Source organism: Sinorhizobium sp. Y406 (genome assembly GCF_058732025.1).
Genome location: NZ_CM178975.1, coordinates 1,517,116 through 1,532,344 on the forward strand (window position 1 = coordinate 1,517,116; position 15,229 = coordinate 1,532,344).

The 15,229-nt window shown below is 63.6% G+C and carries 16 protein-coding genes and 1 pseudogene; 16 read left to right on the forward strand and 1 reads right to left on the reverse strand.

The features are described 5' to 3' along the window. The first annotated feature begins 22 nt into the window (after nt 1-22). From AC4P1R_RS23980 to AC4P1R_RS24040, 13 genes are all read left to right on the forward strand, one after another. Nucleotides 23-1,291 (forward strand): ABC transporter substrate-binding protein, encoded by a 1,269-nt coding sequence (locus AC4P1R_RS23980; protein WP_492178087.1) that lies wholly within the window; start codon nt 23-25, stop codon nt 1,289-1,291. 130 nt (nt 1,292-1,421) lie between these two features. Continuing rightward, nucleotides 1,422-2,435, forward strand: coding sequence for a carbohydrate ABC transporter permease (locus AC4P1R_RS23985; RefSeq protein ID WP_425353218.1), 1,014 nt, complete (start codon nt 1,422-1,424; stop codon nt 2,433-2,435). Then, a complete protein-coding gene (locus tag AC4P1R_RS23990) occupies nt 2,432-3,484 on the forward strand; it encodes a carbohydrate ABC transporter permease (RefSeq protein WP_151612950.1) in 1,053 nt (350 codons plus the stop codon). Before AC4P1R_RS23985 ends, AC4P1R_RS23990 begins: the two co-directional genes overlap by 4 nt. Before the next feature lie 9 nt (nt 3,485-3,493). Continuing rightward, nucleotides 3,494-4,576 (forward strand): ABC transporter ATP-binding protein, encoded by a 1,083-nt coding sequence (locus tag AC4P1R_RS23995; RefSeq protein WP_492178088.1) that lies wholly within the window; start codon nt 3,494-3,496, stop codon nt 4,574-4,576. Beyond that, nucleotides 4,533-5,318, forward strand: a complete 786-nt coding sequence (gene kduD / locus AC4P1R_RS24000; protein WP_492178089.1) for a 2-dehydro-3-deoxy-D-gluconate 5-dehydrogenase KduD — start codon at nt 4,533-4,535, stop codon at nt 5,316-5,318. The genes AC4P1R_RS23995 and kduD overlap by 44 nt, the downstream gene beginning before the upstream one ends. Nucleotides 5,319-5,619: 301 nt before the next feature. After that, a complete protein-coding gene (locus AC4P1R_RS24005; RefSeq protein WP_492178090.1) occupies nt 5,620-6,054 on the forward strand; it encodes a curlin in 435 nt (144 codons plus the stop codon). Nucleotides 6,055-6,066: 12 nt separating this feature from the next. Next, nucleotides 6,067-6,462, forward strand: coding sequence for a curli-like amyloid fiber formation chaperone CsgH (gene csgH / locus AC4P1R_RS24010; protein ID WP_492178091.1), 396 nt, complete (start codon nt 6,067-6,069; stop codon nt 6,460-6,462). A gap of 82 nt (nt 6,463-6,544) precedes the next feature. Continuing rightward, a complete protein-coding gene (locus tag AC4P1R_RS24015; RefSeq protein ID WP_492178092.1) occupies nt 6,545-6,958 on the forward strand; it encodes a curlin in 414 nt (137 codons plus the stop codon). 837 nt (nt 6,959-7,795) lie between these two features. Then, complete coding sequence (locus tag AC4P1R_RS24020) at nt 7,796-8,986, forward strand: aminotransferase class V-fold PLP-dependent enzyme (RefSeq protein WP_492178093.1); 1,191 nt, start codon at nt 7,796-7,798, stop codon at nt 8,984-8,986. A 55-nt stretch (nt 8,987-9,041) separates the two neighbouring features. Continuing rightward, nucleotides 9,042-10,007, forward strand: coding sequence for an HpcH/HpaI aldolase/citrate lyase family protein (locus tag AC4P1R_RS24025; protein WP_492178094.1), 966 nt, complete (start codon nt 9,042-9,044; stop codon nt 10,005-10,007). Between the two features lie 13 nt (nt 10,008-10,020). Next, on the forward strand, nt 10,021-11,205 hold the full coding sequence (locus AC4P1R_RS24030; RefSeq protein WP_492178095.1) for a malate--CoA ligase subunit beta: 1,185 nt from the start codon (nt 10,021-10,023) through the stop codon (nt 11,203-11,205). Between the two features lie 12 nt (nt 11,206-11,217). Then, nucleotides 11,218-12,117 (forward strand): succinate--CoA ligase subunit alpha, encoded by a 900-nt coding sequence (sucD, locus tag AC4P1R_RS24035; protein WP_492178096.1) that lies wholly within the window; start codon nt 11,218-11,220, stop codon nt 12,115-12,117. Between the two features lie 518 nt (nt 12,118-12,635). Then, nucleotides 12,636-13,286: a LuxR C-terminal-related transcriptional regulator gene (locus AC4P1R_RS24040; protein WP_492178840.1), complete on the forward strand. Its 651-nt coding sequence runs from the start codon at nt 12,636-12,638 to the stop codon at nt 13,284-13,286. A gap of 90 nt (nt 13,287-13,376) precedes the next feature. Here the strand turns inward: AC4P1R_RS24040 and AC4P1R_RS24045 are convergent, their stop codons facing one another. Then, the gene (locus AC4P1R_RS24045; protein WP_492178097.1) at nt 13,377-14,102 is read right to left on the reverse strand and encodes a pyrroline-5-carboxylate reductase; all 726 of its coding nucleotides are present in this window, start codon (nt 14,100-14,102) and stop codon (nt 13,377-13,379) included. 1 nt (nt 14,103) lies between these two features. Between AC4P1R_RS24045 and AC4P1R_RS24050 the strand changes: the two are divergent. The 3 genes and pseudogenes from AC4P1R_RS24050 to nuoK form a co-directional block, all read left to right on the forward strand. Next, nucleotides 14,104-14,244 (forward strand): annotated as a pseudogene (locus AC4P1R_RS24050) (SDR family oxidoreductase); the annotation flags it as partial. A 179-nt stretch (nt 14,245-14,423) separates the two neighbouring features. Continuing rightward, complete coding sequence (locus AC4P1R_RS24055; protein ID WP_492178098.1) at nt 14,424-14,924, forward strand: NADH-quinone oxidoreductase subunit J; 501 nt, start codon at nt 14,424-14,426, stop codon at nt 14,922-14,924. Then, nucleotides 14,924-15,226, forward strand: coding sequence for an NADH-quinone oxidoreductase subunit NuoK (gene nuoK, locus AC4P1R_RS24060; RefSeq protein ID WP_069456738.1), 303 nt, complete (start codon nt 14,924-14,926; stop codon nt 15,224-15,226). The genes AC4P1R_RS24055 and nuoK overlap by 1 nt, the downstream gene beginning before the upstream one ends. Nucleotides 15,227-15,229: the final 3 nt, after the last annotated feature.

Here is a 15,229-nt window from a genome sequence, read left to right on the forward strand (position 1 = left end):
CGCTTCAGGGAGGAGAACGATCATGACGAAGACCAAGACCATTCTGGCGGCGCTCGCCGTCGGGCTTCTGGCATCCACGTCGGCCCTTGCGGGCGACGTTCGCATTATGTGGTATTCGGACGGCGTCGAAGGTGAGGTTCTGAAGGACCTGCTCGATCGCTTCATGAAGGAGAATCCCGGGATCAACGTCATCCTCGACAACGTCTCCTACAGCGTCGTGCGCGAACAGCTTCCGGTGCAGCTCGAGGCCGGCGACGGGCCGGATATCGCTCGCGTGACGAACCTCAAGGCGCAGAGCCAGCATTGGCTCGACCTGCGCCCTTTGGTCGCCGATGCGGCCTACTGGGATGAAAACTTCGGCGCGCAGGCCGATTGGATGCGGCCGGACGGCTCTAACCAGATCTCCGGCTTCATGACGCAGATTACACTGACTGGCGGCTTTGCCAACAAGACCCTGTTCGATCAAGCGGGCGTCGCCATTCCGGGCAAGGACGCGACCTGGGACGACTGGGCGAAGGCTGCCAGCGAAGTGGCGCAGAATCAGCAGGTCCCCTTCGCGATGGCGCTCGACCGCTCCGGCCACCGCCTGACCGGTCCGGTCCTCTCTTTCGGCGCGAACTTCATCGGCGCGGACGGCAAGCCCGCTCCGCTCGATCAGGGCTCCAAGGATTTCCTCACCAAGTTCATCGGCTGGATCGAAGACGGGACGATGAGCAAGGACGTCTGGGTCTCGGCCGCGGGCTCCACCTACCGGGCGGCTGCCGACGACTTCATCAACGGCCAGCTCGTCTACTATTATTCCGGGTCGTGGCAGGTGCCGAACTTCTCGACGAAGATCGGCTCGAACTTCGACTGGGTCGCGACCGGCAGCCCCTGCGGCCCGGTCAATTGCACCGGCATGCCGGGCGGCGCAGGCCTCGTCGCGATCAAGTACACGAAGAACCCGAAGGAAGTCGCGAAGGTGATGGACTATCTCGCCCGCGAAGACATCGTGAAGGAGTTTTCCGAGCGCACGCTGTTCCTGCCCGCGCACAAGGGTCTTCTGGCGAAGGGCCTCGACTTCAAGACCGATGACGCCCAGGCGAAGGAAGCTCTCAACGTCTTTGTCTCCTCAACCGGCTCCCTGTCCGATCTCGCCCAGAAGCTGCCGGGCTGGTTCTGGTCCGATACCTTCTACGGCGCCATGGTCACCCGTGTCAGCCAGGCCGCTGCCGGGGAAATGTCGGCCGACGAAGCCTTCTCACGCATCGACGCGGACATCGCGGCCAAGGTGAAGGACTCCGGCCTCTGACCAGGCCGATCCGCGAGGCGAACCAACCTCGGACATCCGCCGGCGGCATGACGCTGCCGACGGCACCGGGATGCGGTCACGGTCGCCCGCCGCCGCTATCGGCGGGCCTGGGAGGGAAACCGACATGAGAATGGACGAATCCGGCAGATCCGGTTTGGGCCAGATCGCCATGATGCCGATACACTTCCTTATGGGCGTTCTGGACGCGCCGTTGCGCTGGCTGCAGCGGGCTACCGGCATCAATGGCATGGCGGCGTTCTTCCTGCTGCCGAACATGATGATCTTCGGCGTCTTCGTGCTGCTGCCATTCTTCATCAACTTCGCCTATTCGATGACCGGCGGCACCGCCCTCTTCCTGCCGGACCGCAGCTTCGTCGGCGCGGACCAGTATGCGCGGCTCTTCGACTGCGGAAGCTATATCGATCCGGGAAGCTGCGCGGAGGACACGTTCTGGACCGCGGTGCGCAACACCGGCTGGTTCGTCGTGCTCCAGGTCACGCTGATGATCCTCGTCTCGCTCGTCACCGCGCTGATTCTCAACCGCGAGCTGATGGCGCGCAGCTTCTGGCGTGCGGTCTTCTTCTTCCCGGTCCTCCTGTCGCCGGTCGTTGTCGGCCTCATCTGGAAGTGGATCCTCCAGCGCCAGGGCCTCCTCAATTTCGGCCTTTATAGCCTCGGCTTTGACCCCTATGTCTGGCTCAACGACCGCAACTGGTCGTTTGCCGCGACCATCGGCGTGTCGATCTGGGCGCATATGGGCTTCTACACGCTGATCCTGCTTGCCGGTCTTCAGGCAATCCCGAAGGACCTCTACGAGGCCGCGGAAATGGACGGTACGCGCCCGGCGCGCGCCTTCTGGCGCATCACCCTGCCGCTGCTCATGCCCAACCTGCTCGTCGTCGTCGTGCTCGTGCTCATCCGCGCGGTGCAGATCTTCGACGAGGTCTACGTGCTGACTGGCGGCGGTCCTGGCACCAGCACGCTCTATCTCACGCAATATATCTACGAGACCGGCTTCGCGGCGCAGCTGCGCAATCCCGGCCTTGCCGCCGCCGCCTCCATCCTCATGGGCGCCGTGCTCGTCGTGCTCACATTGCTTCAGCTCGGCCTCGGCCGCTCGGAAAAGAAGGGAGGCCGCAAATGAGCGCGATCGTACGCTTCCTCACTCGCCGCCGGGGCGGCAAGGGCTGGCACTGGACCGATATCGTCACCTGGGCCTGGCTGGTGGGCGGTCTCCTCATCATGTTCGGCCCGGCCGTCTGGCTGGTCGGCTCGTCCTTCAAGTCGCCGGCAGCGCTTGCCGAATTCCCGCCGACGATCCTGCCCTATGTCACGCAGAAGGTGACGGTGGAGGGTTACGACAAGCCGCTCGACCTCTACGAGGCGACGCTCGAGGACGGCAGCACGGTGGTACTTGCCGAAGTGCGCCGCATCGGCGTGACGAGCCAGATGGTCGATCCGGCAAAGCCCGGCGAGATCATCAAGGTCAACATCGCCAAGCGCACGCCGGTGCGTGAAATGTCCTTCGCGACGGCAAATTATACCGAACCCTTCACCCATTTCGACTTCGTGCGCTACCTCTGGAACTCCGTCTTCGTAACGGTAACGGCGACGCTAATCACGCTCATCGTCAACTCCATGGCCGCCTTCGCGCTCAGCAAATACGAGTTCCGCGGTCGAACGGTGGCGATGCTCGTGATCCTCGCCACGCTGATGGTGCCGCTCTCCGTCATCATGGTACCGCTTTATTCGATCGTCTCGGCGCTCGGCCTCTTCAACAATCTCTGGGGAGTAATCCTCCCGACGGTAGCGACGCCGACCGGCGTCTTCATCCTGCGCCAGTACATGCTGACCATTCCGGACGAGCTCGTCGATGCCGCGCGCATGGACAAGGCGTCGGAATGGCAGATCTACTGGCGCATCATCCTGCCGCTGACGGCGCCAGCGTTGGCCGTGCTTGCGATTTTTTCCGTCGTCTGGCGCTGGAACGACTTCCTGTGGCCGCTGATCGTTCTATCGCGCAAGGAGCTCTACACGCTGCAGGTCGGTCTCAGCATCTATTCCGGTGAGCTGAACGTGCAGTGGCACTTCATCCTCGCCATGACCGTCGTGACAATGATTCCGGTCGTGCTGGTCTTCATCTTCCTGCAGCGCTTCATCACCACCGGCATTGCCGGCACCGGACTGAAATAGGGGGGCATCATGGGCCATATCAAGCTCACCAATGTGAAGAAGTCGTTCGGCGCCGTCGACGTCATCCACGACATCAATCTGGAGATCGAGGACGGCGAGTTCGTCGTCTTCGTCGGCCCGTCGGGCTGTGGCAAGTCCACGCTGCTGCGCATGATCGCCGGCCTCGACCGGCCGTCGAGCGGTGATCTTGCCATCGACGGCAAGGTGGTCAACACCGTGCCGGCCGCCGACCGCGGACTTGCCATGGTCTTCCAGTCCTATGCGCTTTATCCGCATATGAGCGTGCGCCAGAACCTCGCCTTCGGCCTCGAGAACACCCGCATGCCGAAGGACGAGATCGCCGCACGCATCGCCGAAGCGGCACGCATGCTGGAGATCGACAGCTATCTCGACCGCCGCCCGGGCCAGCTTTCGGGCGGTCAGCGCCAGCGCGTCGCCATCGGCCGCGCCATCGTGCGTCGGCCCGTCGCGTTCCTGCTCGATGAGCCGCTGTCGAATCTCGACGCGGAACTGCGCGGCTCCACCCGCGCCGAGCTTGCCGCGCTTCACGCGCGCCTTGCCGCGACGATGATCTACGTGACGCACGATCAGGTCGAGGCGATGACGCTGGCCGACCGCATCGTCGTGCTGCGCGCCGGGCGCATCGAGCAGGTCGGCACGCCGCTTGAACTCTATAACCGCCCCGCCAACCGCTTCGTCGCCGGCTTCATCGGCTCGCCGCACATGAACTTCCTCGAAGGCACCGTGGAATCGACGCACTCGACGCGGGCAATCACCATGCTTGCCGGCGGCCATCGGCTGGAAGTTCCGGTTGGCAGCGCTGCGGTGACGAAGGGCGCGCGCATCGCTCTCGGCGTACGACCGCACCACATCGCGCTCGGCGGCGAGGCCAGCATCCCCGCGAAGATCCGGCTGGTAGAATCGCTCGGCGCGGAAACCGTACTGCATGCTGACGTCGCCGGGCAGAAGGTCCTTGTCGTTGCTCCGGGCCAGCATCATCTGGAGCCGGGCGCCGACATCGGCCTGTCCTTATCTGCGGCACCCATCCATGTCTTCGACGATAAGGGGCTTCGCCTTGACCACGCTATTTGACCTTGCCGGCAAGACCGCGCTCGTGACGGGCGCCAGAACCGGCCTTGGCAGGGGAATGGCGCTCGCGCTGGCGCGAGCGGGCGCCGACATCGCCGCGATCGGCTCCACGGAAATGCCCGAGACGGAAACGCTTGTCCGCGAGGCGGGCAGGCGTTTCCACGTCCAGAAGGTCGAACTCTCGAAACCGTTTGATGCCGCCGCCGTCATCGGCAATGTGGTTGGCGCCTTTGGCGGCATCGACATCCTCGTCAACAATGCCGGCATCATCCGCCGCGCTGATCTGCTCGACTACAAGGAGAGTGATTGGGACGACGTTCTCGACGTCAACCTGAAGGCTGTGTTCCTGCTGTCGCAGGCCGCCGCCCGTCACATGGTCGCGACGAAGCGGCCCGGCCGCATCGTCAACGTGGCCTCTATGTTGACCTTCCAGGGCGGCATACGCGTGCCGGCCTATGCCGCCTCCAAGCACGGTATCGCAGGCCTGACCAAGGCGATGGCAAACGAGCTTGCACCGCACGGCATCACCGTCAACGCCATTGCGCCAGGCTATATGGAAACGGACAATACCGAGGCACTGCGCCATGATCCCGATCGCAACGCGCAGATTTCCGCGCGCATTCCGATAGGACGCTGGGGGACGCCAGACGATCTGGCCACCGCAGTGCTGTTCTTCGCGGCGCCCGCCTCGTCCTACGTGACCGGCACCGTGCTGCCGGTCGACGGCGGTTGGATGGTGCGGTAATGAATATCCCAAAACCTTCGAGGTTTCGACCGGGGTGATCTACACTTGGCGGCGGCAAGCTTGGTCCGGCAGGCCGAGCCGGCCTTTCTGCCGGTCAAGCTCGTCGACTCTGCCGGATGGGCGCTCACCTTTGTTGCGCTGGCGGGGTCCTGGACAGGCTGAAAGGGCTGGCCAGCATTGCGCAGCAGCCGCGAACATCACCTGAACCCCGACTGAACGGCGCCTTCAGCCTCCGTTCGAACGGCGTGATCTACAAAGAAGCCGTTCAACACGCGGCCCGCCCGCCAAAGGAGACGCTGTCATGATCCGCAATTCCATCGCATCCGCCCTTTTCGTTCTCGGCAGCATTGCCGCTGCTGTTCCCGCGTCGGCGAACGACGTGCGCATCGAGCAATATGGCTGGTCGAACTCGGCCGGCGGCGCCCAGGGCGGCTACAGAAACCGTATCCGCGTCTATCAGAACGGCCGCTACAACACGGCGATCGGCCAGCAGGACGGCCGCCGCAATCTGTCCGCCATCGGTCAGGAAGGCAATCGCAACTACGGCGCCACCTACCAGACCGGCAATCGCAACGTCGCGGGCGTCGGCCAGTTCGGCTCCAACCACACCGCGATCCTGACCCAGGACGGCAACGGTAATATCGCTGCCGGTGTGCAGGTGGGCCGTGGCTGCGACGCCAATGTCAGCCAGGGCGGCCGTGGCAATGTCGCCGCCTTCGTTCAAACCTGCCCGTGAGGGGGACGAACCATGCCCCGCATCGCCGATCATCCTCGCCGCGCCACGGCGGCACTCGCTCTGGTCCTGCTCCCGGCCGCCGCCTTGGCGGCCATGGGAGCCGCAGGACAGGCCGACGGGCCGGTGCGCTGCGAGATCCGTGCCGCTCCTGAAGGAGCCCTGCTGACGCTGGAGGCGCTGGTCCACGCCGATAAGAACGTGAGCGGCACCTATTCCTTCCGCGTCGAAAGTGCCGGCCGTATGGGCGGCACCCATATCGAGCAGGCCGGCGCTTTCGATGCCGCGCCCGGCCGGTCCGTCGTGCTCGGCACCGTCGCGCTCAGTGCAAACGGTGCCGCCTATGACGCCGCGCTCGACGTGACCGTCGGTGGCAGCAATGTCCGCTGCGCCGAGCGCGTCGGAGGCTAGATGTGACTGCAGCAATTCAAAGTATCACAGCGGCCTTCAAGCGTCTGACAGGACGCGGCGGCCCGTGGGAAGCGGAGTTCCGATGACCCGTAACATGTTCAAGACCCTGATCGCCGCCTTGCTCGCGGGCGGTCTCTGCCAACCACTATTGTCTGCGCCGGCCCATGCCGGAGGCTCGGTGTCGCTCACCTATGCCTCGGCGAACGCCCAAAATGCCGGTGTCCTGGCGACGGGCCTGCGCGCCTATTCGCTCTATCGCGGCTGGCGAAGCGCCAGCATCCGCCAGTCGGGCGACGGCAATGCCGCCGGGATCGGCCAGAACGGCCGCGGCCATCTCGGCATCATTCGGCAAAAGGGGAGCGGTCATTCGGCCATCCTGCAGCAGAACGGCGACGATAATGCCTACGGCATTTTCCAATACGGCAAACGCAACGCCGCCAATATCGAGCAGAACGGCAATGGCGGCAGCGGCGTCACCCTCAGCTACGGTTGGTGAGCGTTCGGAGCTTGCGAGCAGCGCTTTGGGCGCACCCGCACCAGCGCGCCGGCGGCAACGGCCCGGCCGCAATTACCGCTCCAGAACAACGAGATCCCCGTGCAGCCCAGTTGAGGAAAATTTCGTCGCCAAGCCGAATGGCGTCTGCCTCCTTGTCGCGCGTTTTTGCAACGATGTCCTGGTGGCCGATCGTTACCATATAGCATGTGGCCTCCCCAAGAAGATGACCTCCTTGAGACGGCCGGCAAGCGCGCCAGTCGCCGGGTCGCGCGAGAGGTGATGTATTCCGGGCGGATCATGTTGGGCAGATCCCGTCTTTCGCGGCCACCTCCGGGATCCTTTCGTGCCTTAGCCGACTCCCTCTACGCCGACGGCGCCAAGCTCGTCATGCCTCTCTGCGTCGAACGCCTGCTGCACCGGCCGTCATCGGCGGTGCAACTGCGCAAAGCCGGCGTCGGGGCATAATATCGTTTCGACCCCGCAGACAGGATCGCCGCCGCTGAGTGCCATGCATTTGCCTGTACGGCATCGATCCTTCCAAGATGTTCCCAGTCGCGCGCAAGTTTGCCATGGGCACCCTGACGCGGATGTCAGAGACATTTGCCGCGCACAGAATGCATGACGGCCGGACCTGGCGCCTTGGGAATACGTCCGCGGGTGGGTTTCATCCTATCCGATAGGACGTCAGCACCACTGAAAGGGTGGGCTTAGCCCAACGCCCAAGGGTCCGCGTTTCTATCCCGACAGGTGTTGTGGGTCGGCGACCGTGAACCGATCATCCTCGCGAAAGCCACAGAAAGGGCACGGCGCCCTGAGCAATCTTCGGGAGGACTTTACATGGCCGGCTTCACCCAGCTTTTCGTTCCAGGACCGACCAATATTCCGGAGATCGTCCGGCAGGCGATGAACATGCCGATGGAGGACATGCGCGCTCCGGACTACCCGACTTTCACGCGCGCCCTGTTCACCGACTTGATGAAGGTGTTCCGCAACGAGACCGGCCGCGTCTTCATCTTCCCGTCCTCGGGCACCGGCGCATGGGAATCGGCGATCGCCAACACCCTTAGTCCCGGCGACCGCGTGCTGATGTCGCGCTTCGGCCAGTTCTCGCATCTGTGGGTCGACATGTGCGAGCGCTTCGGCCTCGACGTCGATGTCGTTGATGTCGAGTGGGGCGCGGGCTGCCCGGTCGAGATCTATGCCGAGCGGTTTGCTCAGGACAAGGAGCATCGTATCAAGGCGGTGTTTGTCACCCACAACGAAACCGCAACCGGCGTAACCAGCGATGTCGGCGCCGTGCGCGCCGCCCTTGACGCCGCCAGGCACCCGGCCCTGCTCTTCGTCGATGGCGTCTCCTCGATCGGCTCGATCGACTTCCGTCAAGAGGAGTGGGGCGTAGACTGCGCCGTCTCCGGCTCGCAGAAGGGTCTCATGCTGCCGCCGGGGCTTGGCTTTCTGTCGGTCAGCCAAAAGGCGCTCGCCACCGCCCGGACCGCCAAGCACAACCGCTGCTACTTCTCTTTCGAGGATCAGATCCGCGCCAACGACACCGGCTACTTCCCCTACACACCGGCTGTACAGCTGCTGCGCGGCCTGCGCGCGGCCCTCGACCTTATCCAGCAAGAAGGCCTTGATAACGTCTTCGAGCGCCACAACCGGTTGGCGACCGGTGTCCGCAAGGCGGTCGAAGCCTGGGGTCTGAAGCTCTGCGCCAAGGAAGCCAAGTGGCACTCCGACACGGTCAGCGCGGTCTTGGTGCCGGAGGGTGTCGACAGCGCCGAGGTCGTCCGCCGGGCCTATTACGGCTACCAGACCTCGCTCGGGGTCGGCCTCAGTAAGGTCGCGGGCAAGGTGTTTCGCATCGGCCATCTCGGCTGGGTCAACGAAGTGATGATGTGCGGCGCGATCTCAGCGGCCGAGATGGCTTTGCGCGATTGCGGCGTGAAGGTGCTGCCCGGTTCCGGCGTGGGCGCTGCGCTCGAGTACTACCGGCTGTCTGCGCAACCGGCGATTGCCAAAGTAGCCTGAGACGCCAGCGTCGCGCGTCCCTTCGATGCGCGGCACTCCAGAAGGAGGAGACAACATGAGCCACACAATTCACCACCTGCGCAAGTTGCGCCTTCAGCGCAGCGAGCTCGCAGTGCCGGGCTCCAACCCGGAAATGATCCGCAAGGCCGCCGACGGCGCTGCCGACTACATCTTCCTCGATATCGAGGACGCGGTCGCGCCGCCTGACAAGGAGCGAGCGCGAAAGAACATCATCGAGGCGCTCAACGAGATCGACTGGCGCGCCCGTGGCAAAACCATTTCGGTGCGCATCAACGGCCTCGATACCCACTATATGTACCGCGACGTAGTCGACGTGATGGAGCAGGCCGGCGACCGGCTCGACACCATCCTGGTGCCCAAGGTAGGTGTTCCGGCCGACCTCTACACGGTCGAGGCCATGGTCAACCAGATCGAGACCGCTAAAGGCTTCGAGACCCGTGTGGGCCTCGAGGCGCTGATCGAAACCGCCCTTGGGATGGCCAATGTTGAAGCCATCGCCGCCTATGGCGGCCGGCTCGAGGCGCTTCATTTCGGCGTCGCCGACTATGCCGCGAGCTTGAAGGCGCGCACCGTCAACATCGGCGGCCTCAATCCCGACTATCCGGGCGACCAGTGGCACGCGGCACTCTCGCGCATGACGGTCGCCTGCCGGGCCTATGGCCTGCGCGCCATCGACGGACCGTTCGGCGACTTTTCCGACCCAGACGGCTACATTGCCGCCGCCAAGCGCGCGGCCGCACTCGGCATCGAGGGCAAGTGGGCGATCCATCCTTCGCAGATCGAGCTCGCCAATGCCGTATTCTCACCGCCGGAGAAGGAAGTCACTCGCGCGCGCCGCATCATCGAAGTGCTGAAGGAGGCCGAGGAAAACGGCAAGGGTGCCGCTGCCCTCGACGGCAAGATGATCGATGCCGCATCCGAACGTATGGCCCGGAACGTGCTCGTCATGCACGAGACAATCGAACGGTCGGCGCGGTCGCGCACGAGCCCGGAAAACTGAGGAGGAACCCCATATGGATATTCATGAATACCAGGCGAAGGAACTGCTCTCGCGCTACTCGGTGCATATCCCGCGTGGTGGCCTTGCCTACAGCCCGGAGCAGGCGACCTACCGCGCCAGTGAGATCGGGGGTGACAAGTGGGTAGTCAAGGCGCAGATCCATTCCGGTGCTCGGGGCAAAGCCGGCGGCGTCCGCATCTGCAAGTCCGACGGCGAAGTGTCGGACGCCGCCGAATACATGCTCGGCCGCAAGCTGGTAACCCACCAGACCGGCCCGAAGGGCAAGCTGGTTTCGCGCCTTTACGTCGAGGAAACGGTCGACATCCGCCAAGAGCTTTATCTCGGGATTGTACTCGACCGCAAATCGGAGCGCGTCATGATCGTGGCCTCCGCGTCGGGCGGCATGGAGATCGAAGAGATTGCCGAGAAGCAACCTGACTCGATCATTCGTGCGGTCGTCGACCCGGGTGTTGGCATGCAGGACTTCCAGGCGCGCGAGATCGCCTTCGGCCTCGGACTGGAGAACAGCTTGATCGGCAAGGCTGTGGACACGCTGCTCGGCTGCTACCGCGTGTTCCGCGACTTTGACGCCTCGATGCTGGAGATCAACCCGCTGGTCGTCACCCGCGACGGCAATCTGATCGCCCTGGACGCCAAAATGTCCTTCGACGAAAACGCCCTCTATCGGCGTCCGGAGATCTCGGAGCTGCGTGACAAATCGCAGGAAGACCCGCGCGAGACCTTCGCCAGCGACCGCGGTCTCTCCTATGTCGGCCTCGACGGCAACATCGGCTGCATCATCAACGGCGCCGGCCTGGCGATGGCAACCATGGACATGATCAAGATTGCCGGCGGCGAGCCCGCCAACTTTCTCGACATCGGCGGCGGGGCCTCACCCGACCGGGTGTCGAAGGCCTTTCGGGCCGTTCTCGCCGACAAGAATATCGAAACGATCCTGGTCAACATCTTCGCCGGCATCAACCGCTGCGACTGGGTGGCCGAGGGGGTCATCAAGGCCATCCGCGAGGTCGGCGTGCATGTGCCGCTGGTCGTGCGCCTGGCCGGAACCAATGTCGAGGAAGGCCGCCGCATCCTCGCCGAGTCCGGAGAAAAGGTAATCGTGGCCGACACTCTGGCCGAAGCGGCCGAGAAATCGGTAGAGGCGATGCGCGCTTTTGGCGAGCGGAAAACGCACTGACAGGAGGTCGAAATGGCAGTTCTCTTGAATCGCAGGACGCGCGTCATCGTCCAGGGCCTGACCGGCAAGATCGGTTCCTTCCACGCCGAGGACATGAAGCGCTACGGCACAAACGTCGTCGGCGGTGTCACCCCCGGCAAAGGCGGACAGGTCCACCATGGCATCCCGGTGTTCAACACGGTCAAAGGTGCAGTGCGCGAGACCGGTGCGGAAGCCTCTGTCGTCTTCGTGCCGCCGCCCTTCGCCGCCGACTCGATCATGGAGGCGGCCGAGGCGGGCGTGAAGCTCTGCGTCTGCATCACCGACGGCATACCTTCGCAAGACATGATGCGGGTCAAGCGCTATATGCGCCGCTTCCGCTATGAAGACCGCATGCGCCTGGTCGGTCCGAACTGTGCCGGCGTCATCACTCCCGGCCAGGCCCTGATGGGTATCATGCCGGGCCACATCTATCTGCCCGGCCGCGTCGGCATCGTGGGGCGCTCGGGAACCCTTGGCTACGAAGCAGCCTCTCAGATGAAGGCGCTTGGCATTGGCGTTTCGACCAGCGTCGGCATCGGTGGCGACCCGATCAACGGCTCATCTTTCAAGGACATCCTCAAACTGTTCGAGGAAGACCCCGACACCGACGCCGTGGTCATGATCGGCGAGATCGGCGGCCCACAGGAAGCGGAAGCTGCGGAATGGGCCAAGCACCACATGCGCAAGCCGTTGATCGCCTACATCGCCGGCCTTTCGGCGCCAAAGGGCAGGCGCATGGGCCATGCGGGCGCCATCATCTCCGCCTTCGGCGAATCCGCCCAGGAAAAGGTCGAGATCCTGCGCGATGCAGGCGTGACGATCGTGCCGACGCCCGCTGCCTTCGGCCCGACCGTCGCAGGCGTGCTCGAGCAGGGCATGAGGGCTGCCTGACCCGGCCTTCAGGGGAGCCGGCATCGCCGGTTCCCTCCTCGCCCCGAACGCAAGGTCCTGTGTCGATTTTCGCTATGGCCGATGCGCACGCTCGCCAAGCGTTCGACGACACTCGCGTGGCCTTTTGGACCAAGATCAGGCCACACGCATGGATGCCGCGCACCGGCCGTCGCAGTCTTTGTCGCACCGTGCTCCCTTCTTTGATCTGAAAATGCGCATCGAAAGTCGGTGTTTGGCTGGGAAATAGCGCCGTCGGGCAGACTTGATGCCGATGGCGGCGATAGATTTCGGCCGTCGTCGCCTACGTTCACATCGAGAATATACCGAAATGAAAAGTTAATTCTTGATTTGAAGAGCCATGCCGAGCGCGCCGGACTTGACAGTGGGGACGGAGGCCCGCCGGGACGCGTAAAATGAACCAATCGGGAGAAGTCGGGAAAGAGGTGGCACGCGCCGCAATCGGGAGGCACATGAACGCGGAACGGACAAGTCAGCGTCAGGGAAACGCAATCGAAAGAATGCCGACTGCCCTGGAGAGCAAGTTTAGAGTCCTGGTAGCCGAAGGCAATCCGTTGGTGATTGCCGCGCTCGGCGACATGATCAAGAACGACTCCCGCTTCGATCTGGTCGGCAGCATCCAGACCGGGGAGACGTTTCTCCGGGCGGCTGCCGCTTCAGAGCCGGATTTCGATCTCGCGGTGCTCGGCTGGAGGCTTTCCGATATGGACAGTGGCGAAGTGCTTGCCGAGATGCAACGGCGTGGCCTCCATGCGCGCATCGTCATCTTTTCTAACGACCATGACGTGGGCATCCTCAAGCGGTGTGTGCGCCTTGGGGTGCAGGGTTATTGCTATCAGTTCGACGATCCGTCGATTCTGTTCGATACGCTGGTAGCGGTCGCGCACGGGCGTATCTGCATTCCATACATCGACGTGTCTAAGATAAATGATACCCCGCTTTCACGCCTGACGACGCGCGAACGCGAGTTGCTGTCAGTGCTTGCCGACGGCTGGACAAATCTCCAGATCGCTGCGCGTACCGGGATTTCCGAGAACACCGTGAAGTACCACCTCAAGAATCTCTATGACAAGCTCGACGTCCGCAACCGTGCCATGGCTGTTGCTCTCTACGCCAGAGAGAAGAATCGCGGCCCGCATGCGAGTTCGTAGTCCATAGGCTCGCGGCTCCGTAAGCGCCCCTGGTACAGCGGCCTTTGCGCTCGGCGCGGCTCCGTGCTGCAGAACAGCGGTCGTCGATGGTTATCCCCGCACGCGTGCAAGCACGCGCTCGAGCGCATCCGTCAATGCCCTACTTCCACCATCGCGGTCGAAATCCTCGAAAACCTGCTCGTTCAGGCCGCCCGGCGTCGAAAACTCGCGTCGGAGGACATCGAGCGCGGTTTGGTCCGCCGCGGCCGCCTTCTGCGCCAGACTGGAAAAGAGCGGTGCCAGATAGGCGCGTGCCTTCTCCCGCGCTATGCCCTTCTCAGTCAGCCAGCCGGTTGCCCGCTCGAGAATGCCGAAATAGGTGCCCATCAGTGCACTGGCGACCGCAAGCAGGTCGTATTCGTCCTTCGTTTCGCATTCGACGGCGCTGCCAATGGCATCAAAGATGGCCGCGATTTCGGCGTTGGGCGGGTAGATGGCGGTCACGCCCTCACAATCGGCGACAAAGGGCAGGGGGATGGCCTGGGTGAGTTGCACGTCTTCGCGAATCCAGCTCTTGAGCCTCGTTCGGTCGGTCGCGGCGACGACGCTGACGATCGTCTTGCCCTTTCGAAATGCCAGTTCACTGATCACTTCTTCCGCGATCTGCGGCCGAATGGCGAGAAACAGGATATCGGACGCATCGACCACCTGCTGATTGTTCGTCGCGATCCGCACCGAAGGAAACCGGCTCGCGAGCCGCGCCGCGATTTTCGCATTCCGCGGTGAAACGACGATCGCTGCGACATCGAGCCCCGAGCCGACGATGCCGGTCACCATCGATCTCGACAGGCTCGTTCCTTTCGGCCGGATCGGAAGGCCGGCGGAGGTGGCGGCCCTCGTCGCCTTTCTCGCCTCCGACGAGGCGGCGTTCATGTGCGGCTCGCCCGTTGAGATCACCGGCGCCCAGGCGGTAGCCTGAGGGAGCGCCGAGGGCCCCGGCTGCCGCGATGGGAGAGGGCCGGCCCGGCACCTCCGTCGACAATAATCTTGTGAAAAAACCGATACTAGGGCACAATTTTTGAATGCACCTGATGTGCGGAACTATCGCAAATCCGGTCGATTCCGGCCGGGCGATCGTTCATGTGGGGGGCGGCGTCAATGGCCCAGGGGTTCTTCCTTCTGTTCGCTGCGGTGTCCGTGATCACGGCCCTGATGGTGGTGCTGGCCCGCAATCCCATCCACAGCGCCCTGGCGCTGATGGCCTGTTTCCTGCAGGTTTCCGCGATTTTCGTCCTGCTCGGCGCGCCACTGCTCGCGGTCATCCAGATATTCGTCTATGTCGGCGCGATCATGGTCCTGTTCCTGTTCGTGATCATGATGATCGACGTGCGCGAGGCGGTGTTGCAGCGCTTCGTGCCCGGCGGCAACCTGCCGGCCCTGGTGCTGCTCGGCCTGCTTGGCATCGAGATGCTGGCGCTCGTGCTCTGGAGCGACCGGTTTTCGGTCACCGAGCCGGTTGCAGCGAGCGGCGGCGATGAGATCCGCCAGCTCGGCACGACGCTTTTTGCCGATTATCTCCTGCCGTTCGAGGTCGCCTCCGTGATTTTGCTGGCGGCCCTTGTCGGCGCCATCGTGCTGGCGCGGAGGGAGTCGGGCTGATGGTTCCGCTCTCCTGGTATATCCTGCTCGGAGTCGTCCTGTTCGTCATCGGGGCGGCGGGCGTACTGCTGAGGCGGAACATTCTCGTGGTGTTGATGTCGCTGGAACTGCTGCTCAACTCCGTCAACATCAATTTCATCGCCTTCGGACACTATCACGGCGATCTCCGCGGGCGGATCTTCGCGATCTTCGTCATTGCCATCACCGCGGCGGAGGTCGCCGTCGCCCTGGGCATCCTCGTCGCCCTCGTGAGGAACAAATCCACCCTCAAGGTCGACGACGTGACCATGATGAAAGGATAGCGG

What these genes read in the sequence shown, in the direction of transcription:
- AC4P1R_RS23980 (WP_492178087.1), top strand. Translation starts at nt 23, where the DNA reads ATGACGAAGACCAAGACCATTCTGGCGGCGCTCGCCGTCGGGCTTCTG.
- AC4P1R_RS23985 (WP_425353218.1), top strand. Translation starts at nt 1,422, where the DNA reads ATGGACGAATCCGGCAGATCCGGTTTGGGCCAGATCGCCATGATGCCG.
- AC4P1R_RS23990 (WP_151612950.1), top strand. Translation starts at nt 2,432, where the DNA reads ATGAGCGCGATCGTACGCTTCCTCACTCGCCGCCGGGGCGGCAAGGGC.
- AC4P1R_RS23995 (WP_492178088.1), top strand. Translation starts at nt 3,494, where the DNA reads ATGGGCCATATCAAGCTCACCAATGTGAAGAAGTCGTTCGGCGCCGTC.
- kduD (WP_492178089.1), top strand. Translation starts at nt 4,533, where the DNA reads ATGTCTTCGACGATAAGGGGCTTCGCCTTGACCACGCTATTTGACCTT.
- AC4P1R_RS24005 (WP_492178090.1), top strand. Translation starts at nt 5,620, where the DNA reads ATGATCCGCAATTCCATCGCATCCGCCCTTTTCGTTCTCGGCAGCATT.
- csgH (WP_492178091.1), top strand. Translation starts at nt 6,067, where the DNA reads ATGCCCCGCATCGCCGATCATCCTCGCCGCGCCACGGCGGCACTCGCT.
- AC4P1R_RS24015 (WP_492178092.1), top strand. Translation starts at nt 6,545, where the DNA reads ATGACCCGTAACATGTTCAAGACCCTGATCGCCGCCTTGCTCGCGGGC.
- AC4P1R_RS24020 (WP_492178093.1), top strand. Translation starts at nt 7,796, where the DNA reads ATGGCCGGCTTCACCCAGCTTTTCGTTCCAGGACCGACCAATATTCCG.
- AC4P1R_RS24025 (WP_492178094.1), top strand. Translation starts at nt 9,042, where the DNA reads ATGAGCCACACAATTCACCACCTGCGCAAGTTGCGCCTTCAGCGCAGC.
- AC4P1R_RS24030 (WP_492178095.1), top strand. Translation starts at nt 10,021, where the DNA reads ATGGATATTCATGAATACCAGGCGAAGGAACTGCTCTCGCGCTACTCG.
- sucD (WP_492178096.1), top strand. Translation starts at nt 11,218, where the DNA reads ATGGCAGTTCTCTTGAATCGCAGGACGCGCGTCATCGTCCAGGGCCTG.
- AC4P1R_RS24040 (WP_492178840.1), top strand. Translation starts at nt 12,636, where the DNA reads ATGCCGACTGCCCTGGAGAGCAAGTTTAGAGTCCTGGTAGCCGAAGGC.
- AC4P1R_RS24045 (WP_492178097.1), bottom strand. Translation starts at nt 14,102, where the DNA reads ATGGTGACCGGCATCGTCGGCTCGGGGCTCGATGTCGCAGCGATCGTC.
- AC4P1R_RS24055 (WP_492178098.1), top strand. Translation starts at nt 14,424, where the DNA reads ATGGCCCAGGGGTTCTTCCTTCTGTTCGCTGCGGTGTCCGTGATCACG.
- nuoK (WP_069456738.1), top strand. Translation starts at nt 14,924, where the DNA reads ATGGTTCCGCTCTCCTGGTATATCCTGCTCGGAGTCGTCCTGTTCGTC.